This is a genomic window from Clostridium sp. OS1-26, assembly GCF_030915445.1.
In the GTDB taxonomy this organism is placed as follows: Bacteria; Bacillota; Clostridia; order Clostridiales; family Clostridiaceae; genus Clostridium_AM.
Genome location: NZ_CP133264.1, coordinates 187,405 through 205,444, shown reverse-complemented (window position 1 = coordinate 205,444; position 18,040 = coordinate 187,405). Strand labels below are relative to the sequence as shown.

The window sequence follows — 18,040 nt, the reverse complement described above, 5'->3', positions numbered from 1 at the left end:
TCGCTTACACAGAGTGCGTGTTTTAGACGACCTAAGAACCTTCGAGAAACTCGCTATGCTCAGTCGGACAACTTATCAATTAGCATTGATAAGCCGCTCGTGAAAAGCCATTTAGACTTTTCACCAGTATCTAAGATTCTAAGGTTGTCTTAAAACCCTTCACTAAGACTGACACAAAGTTTTTAAATCTGCCTTCAGCTTTGGAAACATAGCCCTTTGTGTAAGTCAATTTTCTAGTTAATAACCCTATAAGGCCTAATTTACCTGTTCTATGTCAGGTTTTTTAGGGTCTATATATATTGTTTTATTGGTGTAATATATAACCATTCCAGGTTTCGAACCATTAGGTTTATGAACATTTTTCACTTCAGTATAATCTACAGCTACTTTTGTAGACTCTTTTGCTTTGCTATAAAAAGCAGCCAGCATAGCTGCCTCTTCTAAGGTTTTATCAGGAACAGTTCCAAAGTTTTTTATTATAATATGAGAGCCAGGTATATTTTTAGTGTGCATCCATATGTCTCTTTTATCTGCAAATTTTAAGGTTAAATAATCATTTTGAAAATTATTTTTACCAACATATATTTCAATGCCATCGCTAGATATAAATTTCATAGGTTTAGTAGTTTTAATTTTTTTGTTGCTCACTTTTTTGAATTTTATATAACCAGTTTCCATTAGTTCTCGTTTAATTTCTTCAATACTTTCATAATCTTCTGCGTTCTTTATATTTGTCAGTACGGAGTTCAGATATTCCATTTCTTGTTCTGTTACCTCTAGTTGAGTTTTAGCTGCCTCCTCCGTCTTTTTTAGTTTTCCATATTTTTTAAAGTAGTACTGAATGTTTTCGGATGGAGTTTTATTAGGATCAAGCTTAATTTCAATGGATTCTAAGTCTTCACTATAGTAATTTTGTAATTCAGCAGATGTATCTCCTTTTTTCAAACTGTATATATTTGCTGTTAAAAGTTCACCGTAAATCTTATAAGTATCCTTACGATCACATTCTTCTAAGTTATTTTTCAGTATCTGTATTTTTTTATTACATCTATCCAGGTTTATATTTACAAGTTTTTGAAGATCAGAACTTTTATTATTTAATCTATCAGCTTTATCCTTTTCAAAATAAAACTCTTCAATTAAATCTGATGGTGAATTAAAAATCCTTTCATCATACTCACATAAGTGAGTAAGTTTTTGGAAGTAAAAGTCTTTAACTGCTCCATTTAGTGAGTATTCAGAGAAGCAAAACTCACCATTTTTTATATTTTTAAATCTTCTTACAGAATAATCATATATATATTCTAAGTTGCTTTCAGCAAGTTCTTTTCCTAAATTATTAATTTGATAAGTAAGTTCTTTTGAAAATTGAGAGCTTACTCCTGTGAATACTTTGGAGAAAAAATTCCTATCATATTTAATATTGTTTTCAGCAATATATAACTTGAAGTCTTCTATACTATAATCAAAAGGATTTAACTTAGTTGAAGTTGGAGGGAAAATATATTTAATTCCAGGGTAAACAGACCTTACGGAATTTATTTCTGGAGTAATATGTTTTATACTATCCATAATCATGTTGTCTCTTTGTCTAATCAAAGTAATATTACTATGTCTTCCCATGATTTCTATTACAAGGGTGTAAATGCTGTTAAATCCTAATTCATCAGTAGTTTCAAAATCTAACAAAACAACTCTGTCAGTATCAAGCTGATGTATTTTTATTAATTTAGCGGTATTTAGGTGTTTTCTTAAAACCATGCAAAACATAGGTGGTTGCATTGGATTTACTTTACTTATTTTTGTAAAATGTATTTTAGGATAAACAGAGCTTGAGCTAATCAAAAGCTTATAAGTCTTTCGTTCATTTTTTATAGATAAAATTATTTCATCTTTTTCTGGTTGACTTACCTTATCAATTCTACCATTTAATATGGTATGCTTAAACTCTTCTACTATACTATGTATAAAAATTCCGTCTAATGCCACAGGTATCATCCTTTCTATATCAATGTCGTATCAAAGAATATTATGGGCATATTATAACATAAAAATATCTATATTAAGTAATATTTTTGGTAATTTAACTAGTCATGTTAGTTAAAGCAGCCTATCAAATTATATCTTTGCTGTGACAAATGATTAATTTAAAATTCTAACGAATTATACCTTTGGATAAGCCAAGATCATAATTTAGAGTGCCATAAACTGAAATTTAATAATTATGCAGCATAATCTATTGATAAAATTTTAGTGTAGTAGTAAACTAAATTTGAAGTTTTGTTTAATGAGAACATTTTTAAGAAAGGCGGCGAATTATAAATGAAATTTACGAAAATGAATGGTAATGGAAATGACTTTATAGTAGTTGATGATAGAAATGGTATGTTTTTAGGAAAAGAAGGAGAACTTGCAAGGAAACTTTGTAACAGAAATTTTGGAATTGGCGGAGATGGAATATTAATAGTTAGAAATAGCGATATTGCACAAACGCAAATGATTATTATAAACTCAGATGGTTCTTATGCTTCCATGTGTGGCAATGGTATAAGGTGCTTTGCAAAATATGTTTGGGATGAAGGAATCGCAAAAGGAGATTGCATAAAAATAGAAACTGGAGATGGAATAAAAGAGGCTTTTATCCATGTAAGAGATGATGAAGCGAAAGAGGTTACAATTAACATGGGGACCCCGGCCTTTGCTCCAGAACAAATACCTTCTAAGTTTGATAAAGAAATTATAAATGAACAAATAAAAATTAATGGCAAAGAATATAATATAACAACTATGTTTATGGGTGTACCCCACACAGTTTTATTTGGAAAGCTTGATGAGTATGATATTCAGGAAGGAAAAGTTATAGAAAAATATGATATGTTTCCAGAAGGAACTAATGTTAATTTTTGTGAAGTTATAAACGATAATAAAATTAGAGTTAAGACCTGGGAAAGAGGTGCAGGACCTACTTTGGCTTGTGGAACTGGAAGTTGTGCTTGTGTAATAGCTTCCAATAGGTTGGGTTTTACAGGTAAAAATGTAGAAGTTCAAGTACCAGGTGGAAAACTATTTATAGAAATAAAAGAAAATGAAGTATTTATGACAGGACCTGCAGTAGTTTCTTTTAAAGGGGAATATGAAGTTTAAATGAAAGTATTTTACAAGGCTTTATCTATTATTATAATTTTGTCCTTTGCCTTAAATTTTACAGCTTGTAGTTTTAGTAAAGAAGCTTCTGAAGAGGTGAGCAATCTACCACATTATTCTCAGGTGACTGCATTAGAAAATAAGGGAGAGAATTCAGAGGTATATAAAATAGAAAATGAGGATTTATATAAGATTGGGACAATAGAAAGTCTGCTTGGATTAACATACAACTCTAAAAATCAAATTTATGTCTATACTGAAAATATATCTAAAGGCCAGAATTTTAATCACAATAAAATTACAATAATAAAAGATAATAGAAAAAAGGAACTAAAGGATTTTTATTCTGCTTTAGACACAAAGCTTAGTCCAACAGGAGATAAGCTTGCCTTCAGAAGCTTTAAAGAGGACTCAAGGGAAAGTGCTGAGGGAATGAAGATATACGATATTAAAAAAAGTAAGTATATAAGTTTAAAATCGAAAGTGTTAGTTTCAGGTAATTTGTATGAATGGATAAGTGACAATAAAATAATTTACTATGGAAGCGTGGAAGGAAAATCTAATTCAGATAAAATTTATTCCTATGATCTTGATAGCAATAAAGAAGAAGTTTATTTAGATAATACAAATGGATATTGTCTAAATTTTACTCCAATTGGAAATAATATATTATTTATTTCAAGTCAGGGAAATTCACAATCTGTATATTATTTTGATAGTGAAAAAAACACAACAAAGAGTATAGCTACTAATGTAACTAGCATAATTAGGTCAGCGGCAAATTACCAAAATGGAGAGGCTTTTTTTATTGGCAGTGAAGGTGATGAAAAACAAATGGCAGTATATAAATTTTCAACTAAAGATTTAGAAATACAGAGGCTTACTTATGATTTTCCAAAGGAGTTGGATGAGGATTCTGAAATAGCTATGGATGTCCAAGGAAACATATATTTTTGTGGAATGGATGAAACAAACCAAGAAAATTCTTTAGACGTATATATGTATGACAGAAAAGAAGGCTCTATAAATCTTATATCAACTCATAAAGGAAAGTATAACGTATATAGTTCAGGATAGCATTCAAAATATCCGTAGCATCTTTGCCCTGTTATTTTTTTTAGATGCCTTAATCACATGAAATCTACTTAAGTGTTTAGTAGATTTTATGTGATTTTTATTTTGGCCTAATAAATTATAGAAAATTTGTTTACGAATTAAAACAGTGGACATAATTTTAATATGAGAGTAAGAAAGTTGAGGTGAGAAAGGTACTTATATGAATAAGATTATGGAGACTGTAGATTTAGAAAATGAAGCTATAAATAGTAAGGTTGTACAAAAGATACCAGAAAAAATAGCAAACGATAACTGTTTATTAGCTTTCAAAGAAGTCGATGATTATATTTATATAGCGACAAGTAAAACACCAACTATTTTATTAGAAGAAGAATTAAGATTTATAAGCGGAAAAGATATAAAATTTTTTTATGCTAACGAATTAAAAATAGTAAGCGCCATTAATAAATATTATTGTAAGTACAGTTTAGAGAATGCTATAAAAATTATTGAGCTGGAAAGCAAATTAAGTATTAAAGAACAGAGTATAAAAAACTATGATGAAGAAAAATTGCAAGATGCTCCTGTAGTTAAAATAGTTAATTCTATATTGAATGGAGCTATATATCAAAATGCTAGTGATATTCATATTGAGCCCTTTCAAGAAGAAGCTATAGTAAGGTTTAGAGTAGATGGAATTATAAGCCACTTTACATCGATACCTAAAAATATATATTTCCTTATATGTACCAGACTTAAAATAATGGGCACAATGGATATATCAGAGAAGAGAATACCACAGGATGGAAAAATAAGATACTTATATGAGGATAAAGATTATGATTTAAGAGTTTCAACTCTTCCCACCGTATATGGAGAGAAAATTGTTATAAGAATTCTATATAGATCTGATAAAATGAAGTTTTTAGATAGATTAGGGTTTAAAGATAGAGATGTAAGTACAATAAAATCAATGGTTAAGAACAGATATGGAATTATACTCGTAACAGGTCCTACAGGTAGTGGAAAAACTACAACTCTATACTCTATGTTAAATTCTTTAAATAAGATAGAAAAAAATATAACAAGCATAGAAGATCCCGTAGAATATAGTCTTGAAAATGTTAATCAAGTAAATGTGAATACCAAAATAGGTTTTACGTTTGCAGAAGGTCTTAGAAGTATATTGAGACAAGATCCAGATAAACCTCTATAAGTATTGATTTTGATAGGTTTAAATAATTTCGTCAAAAATTTCGTCAAAAATAATTTTTAAAAAATTTTACTAATAGTATCACTAGCTTTTTTCATCATGTCATTGTTAACGTGTGAATATGTTCTCATAGTCATTCCCACAGTATGACCAAGAATCTGAGCCGTAGTTTTAAAATCTATTCCATTAGATATTAATGTTGTTGCATAAGTGTGTCTTAATTCATGTATAGAGATTCCAGCAAGCTCCCTTAATTTTGGATTTAAATACTTATCAATACTAGCACGATTAAAAGGAGCAATTCTATTATTTATATCAGTAGGATTATTTTTTTTATAATTTTTAAGTTCTTTTAGTGTATTAGCTGATATCGGAATATCTCTATAGGAATTTTTAGATTTTAAAGTTCCAAAGTTAGATTTTTTATCTTTTAACACTTTCCATTGTTTATTTACATTTAAACTTAAATTAATTTCATCTAAATCATTCCAAGTTAGCCCTAGAATTTCTCCTACTCTCATGCCAGTGTTAGCAGCTATAAAAGCAACTATATAAAATTTATTGTTTTTTAAGTTTTTCAAGAGTGTTTTCAAGTCTTTTTTATTAAGAGCTTTTTTATTTATATTTTCTTTGTCTTTAGGAATTTTTATATTTGCAGTAGGTAATTCTATAATTAAATTTAAATCATCTCTTACATATTTAAAAAATACATTTATTCGTCTTAAGTATGTTTCAATTGAAATACATTTAAGACCTTCTCTTATGAAACTGTCCATAATATTTTGTATATCATATTTTTGTATATCTTTAATTTTCTTATCATTAAGCAATTTAAATTTAGAAAAACAATTTCTATATGATTTTACAGTGTAATATTCTTTATACAAATTAATATGATCCAAAAACATATCAGTAACTTCCTTAAATGTTTTTTTACCATCATCTATATTTATGCAGTTTTTAACAGTAGATTCTAATTCTTTTACGGTTTTATCAATATAAAACTTCCCCTCTTTTGAGTTTTAAATCCTTGTTTTGACTTCTGTTTCCATTTACCAGTTGAATCTTTATAAGAAATAATACACTGCCAACCCTTATCTTTTTTTCTCCAAGTTATATTGTAATCCATAAATTTCACCTCTTGTAAATTTATATTCTATGGCTTTTAGAGTATATTAAATCGTAATTTTAGTAATTCTATTGGTATACATTCAAATAAAGCTATTTGCTCCAATGTATACCCTTCATAAGCATTTATAAGGTCTTTAGGTATTAATAGTTTAGATGAAAAAATATTTGCCTCACGCTCAAATTTATTAATTGAATAAAATGTATTATCCCTTAAGAAAGGAGTATTTGAATTTGGATGCAGTATACTATGACCTAATTCATGACCACATGTATAAAGTTGTCTAGTGTAGCTTAGATTAGAATTTATATGTATCATTTTTTGTCTAACAAATTTATTATAATATCCATTAATGGATCCTAGAGGTTCTACTAAAACTAAAATATTTTCCCCACTTGCAATTTCAAAAGGATTATTTGTTTTATGTTTTTTAATTAGTCTGTCTACCTTTTTTGAATAAAGTCTTTCATTAAACTCACCACCAAAGAAAAATTATTTTTTGTATTTTTCAGGAGTAAACTTACTCTTAGCTATCTGTTTAGCTAATCGCATTGAATTTTCAAGACTTATTCTCAATAATTCTCTTGTTTCATCATCTATAGGATCACCATCATACATTAAACCATCCTGAGAACTTTGTAATTGCTCTAATGCTTTACTTAATGCTTTCCCTATATCTTTTTCATCTTTTCTATTTAAGTACGATTCGTTAGATTCTTTTATTAAAGCAGTATCATCATTTAAATTAAGATCACTTTTATAATTTAAACCTTCTTTCGCTAATTCTCTAATTTTACTCATAGAGTCTAATGCAATATCTAATTTCTCTTCTGTAGAAAGCAAATCGTTAACAGTTACACCAAGTACTTTTGATATTTTTTGTAATGTGTCAGTTTTAGGGTTAATTGCCTTACCAGTTTCAATTTCTGATATTGTACTTTGACCAACTCCTGACTTTTTAGATAATTCTTTAATTGTCATATTTAAACTAGTCCTTAACTCTTTAATTTTCTCTCCTAATTTAGCCATTTTTAAAGTATCTCCTTTGATTTATTCGGTTTACAGAACTATTATATAATACTTATTCGGGAAAGTAAATAGAAAAATAAAGAAATTATTAGAAAATTAAAGCAATAATGGAGTATTTTATCGAGAAGTCGTTTTACCGAATAATTATTATTTGATAATTCGGGTTTCCGAATGTATAATTTAAACATGGTCGGTAAACCGAAGAAAGGGGGAGAAAGAATGGATAACAAAATAAAAGAAATATTAGAGAGTTTAAATAGTCAAGGGATAACAACTACTGAAATCATAAGCAATAGTGGAGTAGGCAGAACACAATTTTATGCAGTGTTAAATGGTGAAAGTATTCCAAAACTTTCAACTGCAATAGCAATTTGTAAAGCTTTAAAAGCAGATATTAAAGAAGTTTTCCCAGAAGTAAATATTAACTGGAAGAAGGTGAATCATAATGGACAAGCTTTTAACTAAAAAGGACTTAGCAATAAAGTGGCAACTGGATGAAAGAACAATAGATAAATATAGAACAGAGGGAATATTAACACCATGCAAAGGAATACCAGCAATAAGATTTTCATCACAATATATAGCAGAACTTGAGGGGGTAAAACTTGAGAAGTTTTCGCCGATTGAAAAGCGTAGATTAGAAAGAGAACTTGAAGAAATAAGAAAAGAAAGAGATTACTTAAGACAAATATTAAATAATATTATTTCAGAAAGCAGTAAAGTATTTGATTTATCAAAACAAAGTAATATTTAAAAATATAAATGTTGTACAAGCTCCAGGTAAAATCACACTCCACTGGAGACTAAGGAGATGTGTTGGGAGCACTGTTTAAAATCCTAGCAGTGACTAAAGGTAAATAAGCTACAAAGGAGATGATAAGTTGATTGAACTAATAGTAAAAGAGGAATTTAAAAACCTAATTCCACCACCAACAGAAGAAGAAAGAGAGTTCCTTGAAAAAAGTCTACTAATGTTTGGATGCAGAGACCAGATAATAACTTGGAATAACATCATTATAGATGGACATAATCGTTATGAACTTTGTAATAAAAACGGAATTCAATTTGAAACTTTAAGTATGGATTATGAGTTTGAGGATGAAGAAGAAGTTAAACAATGGATTATTAAAAATCAGTTTGCTAGAAGGAATATATCCAGTTTTCAAAGGTCCGAGTTAGCATTACAGCTTAAGGAAAGCATAGCAAAGAAAGCTAAAGAAAATCAATCACTAGCAGGGGGCGACAAGAAAAGTGAAGAAGCAAAATCGCTTTATCAGAAATCTGACAAAGTGATAGAAGATATTAAAATACAACCTTTAAGTGATGAAGTTATTAATGAAGATATCGTTAATCAGAAGTCTGATAAATGGTTAGAAGATGAAACTAAAGCTATACATGAACCAATTGAAGAAAAGAACAGTGTAAATACATTAAAGGAAGTTGCAAAAGTTGCAGGAGTAAGTCATGACACTATACACAAAGTAGAAGTCATAGTAAAAGAAGCTCCAGAAGTAATCAAAGAAGCTGCAAGAGATAATGACATAAGTATAAATAAGGCATATAACTTCACTAAAGAAGTTAAGGACCTGGAAGAAGGGAAAAAAGAATCTAAGGCAGCAGAGTTACTAAATCAGCAGTATGATACTAAAGCCAAAGAGATAGACAAGCAAAAGAAAATAGCTGATAAAATAGCAGATGTTATTTTTGGGATTCTAACTACAACTATCGATGAAGAAAGGATGGGATATTACTTAGAATATTCCCCTCAAGAATCATTGGATAAACATATTAGTCGATGTGATGAAGCAATAGAGAAGTTACAACAAGTTAAAAGTATATTTGAGAACATGGGAAAAATCAAGGTGGTGAAATAGCATGGCACTTGATAAGAGGATAAAGGAAAAAATTAATTCAATAATAGCTGATAACCCTAGTATAAGTATGGACGAGCTTATAGGAATAGTTAGAGAATACACACCAAAGCCAGACGTAAAGAAGTTAGAAGATCAAGAATATAGAAGAATAGCTCAAAGGCTTATGGCTTCATATAAGGACGAATCTGGTGTAAGAGATTACTTTTCTGTAAAGGCAGAAGGCACTAGTGAGTATGTAAATGTAAGCCGTACTACAGATAAAGGAGACTTGCAAAAGGTTAGGTATCAGCTTTCTAAAAAGTACAGAGGATTGAATAAGTCTCTTAGAAAAATCGATACTAGAGAGCAAATTTTAAACGGACAAATAGATATGGATGAAACACTTAGAAATGTGAATTAATAGTACAAGTATAGGAGGGAAAAATAATGAATCTTATTAGTACAAGCACTAATGAAGACTTAAGAGATCCAAAATGGAAAATGATTGATTATAACACTGTTGGAGATACAACAACAGTTATACATCAAGATACTAAAACTGGTAAGAAATTTAAGTCTATAACTAAATTCACAGGGTATGATGATGCCTTTGGTAATCCAGTTATTAGACATCAGGAGCTATATGAATTATAGGTGGTGTTACAGATGTCCGATGAAGTTATACGGGAATTAGAAATTATTAAGAAGAGCAACGAAAGGGTTATAGCAAAAATTAAGAAGGAAAGCCCCGACTTATACAATTATGGATATATAAATGCCTTAAAGTCGCAAAATAGGCTTTTAAAGTTAAGTATTAAATGTCGTAAAGGTAAAGAAATAACACCATTTTAAGGAGGCGTTACCTTATGAATATAAGAGTATTGAAATCTAGTGAAATTGAATGCAGAGTTCAATCAGTTAAGAAGACAAATAAAAGTGTAGGGGGAATAATGTTACTTTACAAAGATGCCAGATGCGATATGAAGATATTAGACGAAGTATTTGGACCTCTTGGATGGGAGAGGGAACATCAATTAGTAAATGGCAATTTATTCTGTACTGTGAGAGTTTGGGACAACGAAAAGAAAATGTGGATCAGTAAACAAGATGTAGGTACAGAGAGTAACACAGAAAAAGAAAAGGGACAAGCTAGTGATAGTTTTAAAAGAGCATGTTTTAATTTAGGAATAGGCCGAGAACTTTATACAGCACCTTTTATATGGATTGACTTAAAAGAGAGTGAGTACTATGAAAACAATGGAAAGATTGGACTAAATAGTTCGTGTAAATTTACAGTATCTAAAATCTTTTATAATGATGAAAAAGAAATTGTAAATTTAGAAATAAAAGATAGCAAAAGCAAGGTTAGATACAAACTAGGTGAAGCTAAACCTCTATCAACTGAATGGCATACTCAAAATGCTGAAGAATTTTTAAACAAAGCACTAGAAACATCACAGAGCCACGCAGAGAACAATAAAACATCTTCACAAGGCAGTAAGTCTACTCAAAATAAACTTTCATCAGAATTGAAATGTGAGAGTTGTGGGAAGGAAATAACCGAAAAGATTGCTATGTTTAGTACATCAAATTTTAAAGGTAAAAAGTTATGTATAGATTGTCAAAAGAAAATAAGCAAGTAACTATGGAGGGCTATAAAAGCATGGTAGATAAGTTTAGTAGTGTTGAGGAACTTACTAAAGATGAAATAGAAATGATGTTAGAGTTTCCGGGTTATATAATGCCAAGGTCAGAATATGAAAAGTTTATAGAAGAGTGGGAGAAAGATTGTGAAGAGGAAAGGCAACTTCATAGAAGTTTTCCGTATTAAAAATGCACCCATATAAATAGGTGCACGCTTCGATAAATTTGTTTGGATATAGGTGCGAGAACACCTATATCCCGATAATACCACAGATTGGAGGGTATTATCAATACTTATAAGTAGAGTAGGTAAAATCATCATAAGCGTAGTATAAGCAGAAAATAACAATTTTATTCATATAAAGGAGTGCAAGTTATGAAAAAGTTAGTTATTAAAGTAGCAAGCACACCAAAGAAGAATACACAAGCAAATAAGTTATTAGTAGCTTGTGGAAAGAACTTTTAGACAAAGGGAGATGAAGCAATATATATGGCAGAACTTAAATGGATTAAGTTAAATTTAGATATGTTTGATAATAGAAAAATAAAGCAGATTAGAAAGTTACCAGGTGGTAATGATATGGTTTTATTCTGGGTTATGCTTTTAACTCTAGCTGGTAGAAGCAACTGTCAAGGGTACATTCTATTTACTGAGAATATTCCATATACACCTGAGATGCTATCGACCGAATGTGATATAGAACTAAATACAGTAAAAATGGCTTTAGAGATATTTAGCAAATTCGGCATGATAACAATTAAGGAAGAGACTATTGCAATAATGGGATGGTCTGAACATCAAAACGTAGAAGGCATGGAAAGGGCTAAAGTGCTTACAAATGAAAGAGTTAAGAGACATAGGGCTAAGAAAAAAGAACTTCTTAAAGCAGCAGAGGAAAATAATAACTCAGAAAGTTGTAACGTTGATGTAACGTTACATGAAACGGAGTGTAACACGAAATTAACGCATCTAGAAGAAGATAAAGAAGAAGAAATAGAAATAGAAGAAGATAATTATCTTCTTTATATAGAAAATATAATTGAATATTACTGCTCAAAAGCTGGAATTTTGTCAGTTAACTTTAAGCCAAAAGAAGTTGACGTTGCAAAAGAGTTGTTAAATAAAAAAATACCTGTAGATGTAATTAAAAAAGGTATAGATGAAGCATTTAAAAATTACAAGCCAAGTTTTCAAGGTGAAAAGATAAGCTCGTTTAATTATTGCAAACCAGTAGTGCTAAAGCTTTGGAACAATATAAATGCTAAGAAAAAAAAGGAGGTTAAGAAGGATGAATCAACTAAGCGAAGTGATGAAGGAAGTAACCTCAGAGATCAAGGAATCGGATTGTAAAACTTGCCCTAAGTGTGGAGAACCAATAGAAAAAGTAACATATCTCCCAGGCTTTCATAGATACATTAAAGGACCAGTAATGTGCAGATGTAAAAAAGCAGAAATAGAAGACAAAGAAACAAGGGAGCAAAACAAGGAAAAGCAGATAAGGTTACAGCAGATTATTAAAAATAGTTTGATGGATGAAAACTTTAAAAATAGTAGATTTGAAACTTGGGATTTCAGTAAAGGTAATAAAAAAATGTATAGCATAGGCAAAAAGTATAGTGACAAGTTTAAAGAACTAAAAAAAGAATCAGTAGGTCTTTTGATATACGGTAATCCAGGTAATGGGAAAACACACACAGCATCATGTATAGCTAATGAGTTAATAGATAAAATGATACCTGTTATATGTGTAAGTATAAATGCCCTTTTAGACCGAATTAAAGAAACTTATGGGAAATGGGGAAAAGATGGTGAGGAAACAGTAATAAGATCCCTTCAAAATGCAGACTTATTAATCATAGATGACTTGGGGACAGAGCAGGATACAGAGTGGTCACAAACGAGAATTTATAACATTTTGGATAGTAGATATAGAAACAAGCTCCCACTTATCATAACAACTAATGTTACTCTAGAAGACTTAAAGGAGAAATACCATGCTAGAACTTATGACAGACTTATAGAAATGTGTACACCAGTTAGGAATGATGGTAAGAGTATAAGAGTTGAAAAAGCTAAGGAAAAGACTAAGATTTTAAGCGAATTATTGAGGGAGGAATAGAATTGAATGAAAGTTGGTGTGCATTGTTTATAGCTATATATTATAACATAACTCCAGAGCAGGCATTTGAAACCTTTTGGACAGGCAAAGTTAATAGAATAAATAGAAGCTTAACAAAAGAGGATGAGTTAGAGATGGCTGGATTAAAACAACGAGGGATGACTTATAAAGAAATTGGAGACATATATGGTATATCCGATCATGCAGTATATAAAAGAATAAAGTATAGAAGAAAAGGAGCTTAACCTATGGTTATATACTATATAGATGCAGAGATAAGATTTGCACAGAAGGGTAAAGTAAGACAATCTATAAAACTAGCAGAGTGGGCTAATGTAGAATTTGAAAAGAATAAAAGGAGTGATATACATGCTAGAATTAATGGTCTTAGGTAAAAATAAAAAGTTAAACATAGATAATGACAAGGTAGATTTAATAGAATTTGCAGACAAGCTCTTAGAAGAAACTGTAGAAGTGATAAATGCAATACATCAATATAGGAATTCAAAAGGGAGCAAAGAGCACGTTGCAGAAGAGGTTTTAGATGTAATGCAGATTTGTGTAGGTGCATTAAATAAGCTGCATATAGAAGGCTTAGATATTCAAGAAGCAGTGCACAGGAACAATAAAAAATTAATTCATAGAGGATGGGAACCAAAAGCAGTTATAAAGATACAGATAAATAGAAGATAGATTTCAGATACATTGTTAAGGAGTGATAGTTTGAAACTTAAAAATTTAAGCAATATAAAATGGATAGGTGGCAAGCATGGCAAAGAAGAACGGTACCTGGAGTTAATGCCTAAACATAAAATATATGCTGACTGCAATTTTGGAAGTGGTGCAGTAACCTTTTATAAAAGTATTAAGGATCCGGCCAAGATAACAGTTGTAAATGATAAGAATGATGAACTTATTAATTACATGTTAGTTCTTAGAGACTGGTCGGAGGAATTATATAAAGCATGTAATGCACTTCCTTATAGTGAAAGTCTATATGAAAAATATAAGTGGGAGCCGGTACCCGATGATAACTTAGAAAGAGCAGTGAGGTTTTTCTACAAAATGAGATTAACATTCTCAGGTGGCGGTCATAAGTACAGAAACGGTATAGGGCTTTCAAAGACACAGGATAAGGCCCAGACATACCAATCAGCAGTTAACTTAATTCCTAAGATGGCAGAATTAATTAAAACATGGAATATACTCTGCAGGGACTTTGAAGATGTAATCAATTTTTACGATACAGATGAAACTTTATTCTTCCTAGACCCACCATACGTAGGTTTTGAAAATATTTATGCAGGTGGTTTCCAACCAGAGGACCATTTAAGACTTAGGAAGAGACTTGAAACTATAAAAGGGAAAGCAATGTTATGTTACTATCCTGATCCATTGATCGATGAGATATATTCCGACTGGTACCGAGCTGAGTATAAAACTGCTTCACAAATAGAAGTAAGAGAAACCGGAGATAAGTGTCCAGTCCGGACTGAATTAATTTTAATGAATTATAAACCTATAGGGGTTGAACAATTAAGTATAATTTAACAAATATAAACATGAGTTCACGCACATTCACAACATAAGTGTATTAGTAAAATAAAACAATAATACAATGGAGGTTGCTATGACTAATAAAGAAAAGTTTATGGAATATGCCAAACAAAGACTAAGAGAAAAAGAATATAAAAGGAGAAAGTTTCTTATAGACCTAGCAGACGTTCAAGCAAAGGGCGTAGAGAGATGCAGCAGAGGAACGTATAAAATAGGACAGAGAAGGGGGCAATGTTTTGGAAGAGTATAAATGTTGTGAGGAGTGCAACAAGAATATAACAGAATTACACCATATCGTATTTAGGGGCCAAGCATCTTACATGGCTAATATAAAAATAAATTTCATGTATTTGTGTCCAGATCATCATAGAGGAAATGACAGTCCTCACATGAATAAGGAGATAGATTTTAAATACAAGTATGAGCTGCAGACAAAGCTATTTGGAATGTTCAATAAACCATATTATACAGAAAAAGAAATAAAGGATTTGCTAGAAACCACATCGAGCGAAGTTAGAAAAATAGTTAAAAAGCTGAAGCTCTATAAAGAAGGTTATGAGAGAGTAGATTTAGTTGCAAGACTTATGGGAGGACGTATTTATGCAAAATAATATGATATTAGCAATAGATCCAGGGAATATAGATTCAGCATATGTTGTGTTAGATAAAGATTTAAAGCCAGTTGAGTTTGGAAAAGTTAACAATGAAATATTAAAGGATAGATTAGAAAAGATATACATCAATTATGAGATTGATTACACAATAATTGAAATGGTTGCTTGTTATGGGATGGCAGTAGGTAAAGAAGTCTTTGAAACTTGCGTTTGGATAGGGCGATTCCACGAAGTATCAATTAGATTTTCAGTTGATGTAAAATTTATCTACCGTAAAGATGAAAAGATAAACCTATGTAACAGTATGAAAGCTAAGGACTCAAATATAAGACAGGCTCTAATAGATAGATTTGCAAAACATGATTTTAAGAACGGTAAAGGGACGAAGAAAAATCCAGACTGGTTCTATGGGTTTAAAGCTGATATTTGGGCAGCTTATGCAGTTGGTGCTACTTATTATGATCTGCATTTAAATAAAGATAAGGAGGGTTAAAATGTTTAAAGTAAATGAAAAGGTAGATTTATCAAAAAAAGTACTAGATATAAATATAGATAGTCAAATATTTGATGATATGCGAAATGATTTGAATAAAGAAATACTAAGATGCATCAAGAAGGTTTACGATAAGGATTTTGCAAGTGGTGAAATATCATTAAAGCTAAATATAGAGATACCAAACGCATATAAAAATTTTTCAAAGGAAAATCATTTAGGCGAATTAGTAACTGAAACTTACACTTATAGAACACCGAAATTTAAACATAGCGTAACTACAACTCTTAAAAAGCAATTCAAGCAAGAAGGCACATATTTTGAAGAAAGAGAAGTTCAATTTGAAGATGGCAAGTTTGTTGCGGCTCCAGTAAAAATTAAGGATGAACAAATGAGTATTGAAGGTATTTAAATAAATTCTAGGGGCTTCGGCTCCTGGTTAATATAAGAGGGTGAGAAAGTGAAACATAAATTTAAAGCGTTATATTTGTTCTGTGGAATTGGTGGTGGAGCTTTAGGATTCCAAGAATCAGAGGAAGAATATAAAGGTATAGAAGGAAGTTTTGAAACTATATGTGGAATAGATTGTGATCCAGAAGCATGTCAAGATTTTCAGTATATAACCGGCAGCAGAGCAGAGTGTATGGACTTATTTAGTAGAGAACAGTATATATCTTTTCATGGTAAAGAACCGGGTGCAGATTGGAGAGAAGTCACTGCAGCAGATATAAAAAAGGCATGTGATGGAGAATATCCAGATGTAGTATTTACTTCTCCACCATGCAAAGGGTTTTCGGGATTACTACCAGAGAAGTCAGCAAAGAGTGAAAAATATCAAGCGTTAAATAAGCTAACAATCAGAGGGATAAAGCTTATATGTGAAGCATTTAAAGATAGCTTACCAAGTCTTATACTACTTGAAAATGTGCCAAGAATAACAACTAGAGGTAAGGGGCTATTGGATGAAATAAAGAAGATCCTTAAACAATATGGATATGCGTTTTCAGATGGTTATCATGACTGTGGAGAGATAGGAGGACTTGCACAACATAGAAAGAGATACTTACTTATATGCAGAAATGTTAAGAAGCTTCAAGGGTTTGTATATGAACCACCAGTACAGAGGGTAAAGGCCATAGGAGAGGTATTAGAAGAACTGTCGTTACCAGGAGATGAAAGCATGGGTGTAATGCACAGAATACCAAGATTAGCATGGAAAACTTGGGTGAGGCTTGCGCTTATACCAGCAGGAGGAGACTGGAGAGATTTAAATAGCTTAGGATATGAACCAAGAGCAGGAGCATTTAGGATAATTCCATGGGAACAACCTTCAACAACTATTACTGCAGCTACTAAGGGAGTAGGTCAGAGTAATGGAGCTAGTGCAGTAGCAGATCCACGAATAGAGAATGTACAAGGTTACGGTAATAAATATCAAGTGGTTGACTGGAATGAAGCATGTACAACCATAACAGGCAGCAGAATAGGTTCGGGAGCACCAATGGTAGCTGATGTAAGACTTTCAGAGAGAAAGAAAAGATATCCTGGATTATATAAGGTTAACGATTGGAAAGAACCTGCTTCAACAATTATAGGTCAGACAGATATACAGTGTGGTGCTTTGTCTGTAAATGACCCAAGAATAAAAGAAAATAGACATACATCACATTATAGGATTGTTCCTTGGAACGAACCCTCAGGAACTGTAACGGGTGCTACTCATGTCGCAAATGGATTAATTTCAGTACAAGATGTCAGATACAATTGCACTCAAAGAGCTGGCACAATGGAAGTTATGAAATGGGATGAATCGGCTAAAACCATTACTAGTGCAAATATATACTCAGGAGCTACAGCTATAGCAGATCCAAGAATACCAAAGGAAACAGAAAATGGAGTATGGATAATTATATCAGTGGATGGTGCTTGGCATAGACCTCTAACAACATTAGAATTAGCAGCGTTGCAAGGGCTACCAACACAAATCGATGGACAACCATTAAAATTAGCTGGAAATAGTGATAGTAGATGGAGAGAAAGAATAGGCAATATGGTACCAGTTGGAGCAGGAAAAGCAATAGCAGAAACAATGTTAAGGGCTATGTTGCCAGCATTAAAGGATGAAATAGTTTTAGGGTGGACACCTATATGGGTAAATCCGATAAAGGCGTTAATTTAATGAGGTGAC

The 18,040-nt window shown here is 31.2% G+C and carries 27 protein-coding genes; 22 read left to right on the top strand and 5 right to left on the bottom strand.

Annotated elements, in window-relative coordinates; translation table 11 throughout:
• Nucleotides 1–255: 255 nt before the first annotated feature.
• On the bottom strand, nucleotides 256–1,989 hold the full coding sequence (locus RCG18_RS01110; RefSeq protein ID WP_308039605.1) for an NFACT RNA binding domain-containing protein: 1,734 nt from the start codon (nucleotides 1,987–1,989) through the stop codon (nucleotides 256–258).
• Nucleotides 1,990–2,322: 333 nt separating this feature from the next.
• On the opposite strand from RCG18_RS01110, the gene dapF reads away from it, so the two are divergent.
• The 3 genes from dapF (at nucleotide 2,323) to RCG18_RS01095 (ending at nucleotide 5,416) form a co-directional block, all read left to right on the top strand.
• A complete protein-coding gene (gene dapF, locus RCG18_RS01105; RefSeq protein ID WP_308039604.1) occupies nucleotides 2,323–3,144 on the top strand; it encodes a diaminopimelate epimerase in 822 nt (273 codons plus the stop codon).
• Nucleotides 3,145–4,221 carry a DPP IV N-terminal domain-containing protein gene (locus RCG18_RS01100; protein ID WP_308039603.1) on the top strand — a complete coding sequence of 359 codons (1,077 nt, stop codon included), beginning with the start codon at nucleotides 3,145–3,147 and terminating at the stop codon, nucleotides 4,219–4,221. It abuts the gene before it with no gap.
• A gap of 199 nt (nucleotides 4,222–4,420) precedes the next feature.
• Nucleotides 4,421–5,416: an ATPase, T2SS/T4P/T4SS family gene (locus tag RCG18_RS01095; RefSeq protein ID WP_308039602.1), complete on the top strand. Its 996-nt coding sequence runs from the start codon at nucleotides 4,421–4,423 to the stop codon at nucleotides 5,414–5,416.
• A 56-nt stretch (nucleotides 5,417–5,472) separates the two neighbouring features.
• Here RCG18_RS01095 and RCG18_RS01090 read toward each other — a convergent pair whose 3' ends face one another.
• From RCG18_RS01090 to RCG18_RS01075, 4 genes are all read right to left on the bottom strand, one after another.
• Nucleotides 5,473–6,321: a tyrosine-type recombinase/integrase gene (locus RCG18_RS01090; RefSeq protein WP_308039601.1), complete on the bottom strand. Its 849-nt coding sequence runs from the start codon at nucleotides 6,319–6,321 to the stop codon at nucleotides 5,473–5,475.
• Nucleotides 6,322–6,395: 74 nt separating this feature from the next.
• Entirely contained in the window at nucleotides 6,396–6,542 is a 147-nt protein-coding gene (locus tag RCG18_RS01085; protein WP_308039600.1) for an Arm DNA-binding domain-containing protein, read from the bottom strand.
• Nucleotides 6,543–6,578: 36 nt separating this feature from the next.
• A complete protein-coding gene (locus RCG18_RS01080) occupies nucleotides 6,579–6,926 on the bottom strand; it encodes an ImmA/IrrE family metallo-endopeptidase (RefSeq protein ID WP_308041942.1) in 348 nt (115 codons plus the stop codon).
• A gap of 108 nt (nucleotides 6,927–7,034) precedes the next feature.
• Nucleotides 7,035–7,571 (bottom strand): helix-turn-helix transcriptional regulator, encoded by a 537-nt coding sequence (locus RCG18_RS01075; RefSeq protein WP_308039599.1) that lies wholly within the window; start codon nucleotides 7,569–7,571, stop codon nucleotides 7,035–7,037.
• A gap of 219 nt (nucleotides 7,572–7,790) precedes the next feature.
• Here RCG18_RS01075 and RCG18_RS01070 point away from each other — a divergent pair, with 219 nt between their 5' ends.
• The 19 genes from RCG18_RS01070 (at nucleotide 7,791) to RCG18_RS00980 (ending at nucleotide 18,031) form a co-directional block, all read left to right on the top strand.
• Nucleotides 7,791–8,036, top strand: coding sequence for a helix-turn-helix domain-containing protein (locus tag RCG18_RS01070; RefSeq protein ID WP_308039598.1), 246 nt, complete (start codon nucleotides 7,791–7,793; stop codon nucleotides 8,034–8,036).
• Nucleotides 8,017–8,325, top strand: a complete 309-nt coding sequence (locus tag RCG18_RS01065) for a histidine kinase (protein ID WP_308039597.1) — start codon at nucleotides 8,017–8,019, stop codon at nucleotides 8,323–8,325. The genes RCG18_RS01070 and RCG18_RS01065 overlap by 20 nt, the downstream gene beginning before the upstream one ends.
• A 127-nt stretch (nucleotides 8,326–8,452) precedes the next feature.
• A complete protein-coding gene (locus RCG18_RS01060) occupies nucleotides 8,453–9,445 on the top strand; it encodes a hypothetical protein (protein WP_308039596.1) in 993 nt (330 codons plus the stop codon).
• Nucleotide 9,446: 1 nt separating this feature from the next.
• Nucleotides 9,447–9,845, top strand: a complete 399-nt coding sequence (locus RCG18_RS01055; RefSeq protein ID WP_308039595.1) for a hypothetical protein — start codon at nucleotides 9,447–9,449, stop codon at nucleotides 9,843–9,845.
• Between the two features lie 26 nt (nucleotides 9,846–9,871).
• A complete protein-coding gene (locus RCG18_RS01050; protein WP_308039594.1) occupies nucleotides 9,872–10,078 on the top strand; it encodes a hypothetical protein in 207 nt (68 codons plus the stop codon).
• Between the two features lie 12 nt (nucleotides 10,079–10,090).
• Nucleotides 10,091–10,276, top strand: a complete 186-nt coding sequence (locus tag RCG18_RS01045; protein ID WP_308039593.1) for a hypothetical protein — start codon at nucleotides 10,091–10,093, stop codon at nucleotides 10,274–10,276.
• Nucleotides 10,277–10,290: 14 nt separating this feature from the next.
• A complete protein-coding gene (locus RCG18_RS01040; protein ID WP_308039592.1) occupies nucleotides 10,291–11,067 on the top strand; it encodes a hypothetical protein in 777 nt (258 codons plus the stop codon).
• Nucleotides 11,068–11,087: 20 nt separating this feature from the next.
• Complete coding sequence (locus tag RCG18_RS01035; RefSeq protein WP_308039591.1) at nucleotides 11,088–11,255, top strand: hypothetical protein; 168 nt, start codon at nucleotides 11,088–11,090, stop codon at nucleotides 11,253–11,255.
• 303 nt (nucleotides 11,256–11,558) lie between these two features.
• Nucleotides 11,559–12,419, top strand: coding sequence for a phage replisome organizer N-terminal domain-containing protein (locus RCG18_RS01030; RefSeq protein WP_308039590.1), 861 nt, complete (start codon nucleotides 11,559–11,561; stop codon nucleotides 12,417–12,419).
• Nucleotides 12,379–13,188 (top strand): ATP-binding protein, encoded by an 810-nt coding sequence (locus RCG18_RS01025; protein ID WP_308041941.1) that lies wholly within the window; start codon nucleotides 12,379–12,381, stop codon nucleotides 13,186–13,188. The genes RCG18_RS01030 and RCG18_RS01025 overlap by 41 nt, the downstream gene beginning before the upstream one ends.
• Before the next feature lie 2 nt (nucleotides 13,189–13,190).
• Complete coding sequence (locus tag RCG18_RS01020; RefSeq protein WP_308039589.1) at nucleotides 13,191–13,433, top strand: helix-turn-helix domain-containing protein; 243 nt, start codon at nucleotides 13,191–13,193, stop codon at nucleotides 13,431–13,433.
• A gap of 3 nt (nucleotides 13,434–13,436) precedes the next feature.
• Nucleotides 13,437–13,583, top strand: a complete 147-nt coding sequence (locus tag RCG18_RS01015) for a hypothetical protein (protein WP_308039588.1) — start codon at nucleotides 13,437–13,439, stop codon at nucleotides 13,581–13,583.
• Nucleotides 13,558–13,881 (top strand): MazG nucleotide pyrophosphohydrolase domain-containing protein, encoded by a 324-nt coding sequence (locus tag RCG18_RS01010; RefSeq protein ID WP_308039587.1) that lies wholly within the window; start codon nucleotides 13,558–13,560, stop codon nucleotides 13,879–13,881. The genes RCG18_RS01015 and RCG18_RS01010 overlap by 26 nt, the downstream gene beginning before the upstream one ends.
• A 30-nt stretch (nucleotides 13,882–13,911) precedes the next feature.
• Entirely contained in the window at nucleotides 13,912–14,739 is an 828-nt protein-coding gene (locus tag RCG18_RS01005; protein ID WP_308039586.1) for a DNA adenine methylase, read from the top strand.
• Nucleotides 14,740–14,818: 79 nt separating this feature from the next.
• A complete protein-coding gene (locus RCG18_RS01000; RefSeq protein WP_308039585.1) occupies nucleotides 14,819–14,995 on the top strand; it encodes a hypothetical protein in 177 nt (58 codons plus the stop codon).
• Nucleotides 14,982–15,356, top strand: coding sequence for a hypothetical protein (locus RCG18_RS00995; RefSeq protein ID WP_308039584.1), 375 nt, complete (start codon nucleotides 14,982–14,984; stop codon nucleotides 15,354–15,356). The genes RCG18_RS01000 and RCG18_RS00995 overlap by 14 nt, the downstream gene beginning before the upstream one ends.
• Nucleotides 15,346–15,852 (top strand): hypothetical protein, encoded by a 507-nt coding sequence (locus tag RCG18_RS00990; protein ID WP_308039583.1) that lies wholly within the window; start codon nucleotides 15,346–15,348, stop codon nucleotides 15,850–15,852. Before RCG18_RS00995 ends, RCG18_RS00990 begins: the two co-directional genes overlap by 11 nt.
• A 1-nt stretch (nucleotide 15,853) precedes the next feature.
• The gene (locus RCG18_RS00985) at nucleotides 15,854–16,264 is read left to right on the top strand and encodes a hypothetical protein (RefSeq protein ID WP_308039582.1); all 411 of its coding nucleotides are present in this window, start codon (nucleotides 15,854–15,856) and stop codon (nucleotides 16,262–16,264) included.
• A 48-nt stretch (nucleotides 16,265–16,312) separates the two neighbouring features.
• Nucleotides 16,313–18,031 (top strand): DNA cytosine methyltransferase, encoded by a 1,719-nt coding sequence (locus RCG18_RS00980; protein ID WP_308039581.1) that lies wholly within the window; start codon nucleotides 16,313–16,315, stop codon nucleotides 18,029–18,031.
• The last annotated feature ends 9 nt before the right edge of the window (nucleotides 18,032–18,040 follow it).

Excerpts from the sequence above, each read along its gene's own strand:
- RCG18_RS00990 (WP_308039583.1), top strand. The coding sequence starts at position 15,346 with ATGCAAAATAATATGATATTAGCAATAGATCCAGGGAATATAGATTCA.
- RCG18_RS01055 (WP_308039595.1), top strand. The coding sequence starts at position 9,447 with ATGGCACTTGATAAGAGGATAAAGGAAAAAATTAATTCAATAATAGCT.
- RCG18_RS01100 (WP_308039603.1), top strand. The coding sequence starts at position 3,145 with ATGAAAGTATTTTACAAGGCTTTATCTATTATTATAATTTTGTCCTTT.
- RCG18_RS01075 (WP_308039599.1), bottom strand. The coding sequence starts at position 7,571 with ATGGCTAAATTAGGAGAGAAAATTAAAGAGTTAAGGACTAGTTTAAAT.
- RCG18_RS01085 (WP_308039600.1), bottom strand. The coding sequence starts at position 6,542 with ATGGATTACAATATAACTTGGAGAAAAAAAGATAAGGGTTGGCAGTGT.
- RCG18_RS01095 (WP_308039602.1), top strand. The coding sequence starts at position 4,421 with ATGAATAAGATTATGGAGACTGTAGATTTAGAAAATGAAGCTATAAAT.
- dapF (WP_308039604.1), top strand. The coding sequence starts at position 2,323 with ATGAAATTTACGAAAATGAATGGTAATGGAAATGACTTTATAGTAGTT.
- RCG18_RS01030 (WP_308039590.1), top strand. The coding sequence starts at position 11,559 with ATGGCAGAACTTAAATGGATTAAGTTAAATTTAGATATGTTTGATAAT.
- RCG18_RS01010 (WP_308039587.1), top strand. The coding sequence starts at position 13,558 with ATGCTAGAATTAATGGTCTTAGGTAAAAATAAAAAGTTAAACATAGAT.
- RCG18_RS01015 (WP_308039588.1), top strand. The coding sequence starts at position 13,437 with ATGGTTATATACTATATAGATGCAGAGATAAGATTTGCACAGAAGGGT.
- RCG18_RS00985 (WP_308039582.1), top strand. The coding sequence starts at position 15,854 with ATGTTTAAAGTAAATGAAAAGGTAGATTTATCAAAAAAAGTACTAGAT.
- RCG18_RS01070 (WP_308039598.1), top strand. The coding sequence starts at position 7,791 with ATGGATAACAAAATAAAAGAAATATTAGAGAGTTTAAATAGTCAAGGG.
- RCG18_RS01050 (WP_308039594.1), top strand. The coding sequence starts at position 9,872 with ATGAATCTTATTAGTACAAGCACTAATGAAGACTTAAGAGATCCAAAA.
- RCG18_RS01045 (WP_308039593.1), top strand. The coding sequence starts at position 10,091 with ATGTCCGATGAAGTTATACGGGAATTAGAAATTATTAAGAAGAGCAAC.
- RCG18_RS01040 (WP_308039592.1), top strand. The coding sequence starts at position 10,291 with ATGAATATAAGAGTATTGAAATCTAGTGAAATTGAATGCAGAGTTCAA.
- RCG18_RS01065 (WP_308039597.1), top strand. The coding sequence starts at position 8,017 with ATGGACAAGCTTTTAACTAAAAAGGACTTAGCAATAAAGTGGCAACTG.
- RCG18_RS01000 (WP_308039585.1), top strand. The coding sequence starts at position 14,819 with ATGACTAATAAAGAAAAGTTTATGGAATATGCCAAACAAAGACTAAGA.
- RCG18_RS01035 (WP_308039591.1), top strand. The coding sequence starts at position 11,088 with ATGGTAGATAAGTTTAGTAGTGTTGAGGAACTTACTAAAGATGAAATA.
- RCG18_RS01025 (WP_308041941.1), top strand. The coding sequence starts at position 12,379 with ATGAAGGAAGTAACCTCAGAGATCAAGGAATCGGATTGTAAAACTTGC.
- RCG18_RS01090 (WP_308039601.1), bottom strand. The coding sequence starts at position 6,321 with ATGTTTTTGGATCATATTAATTTGTATAAAGAATATTACACTGTAAAA.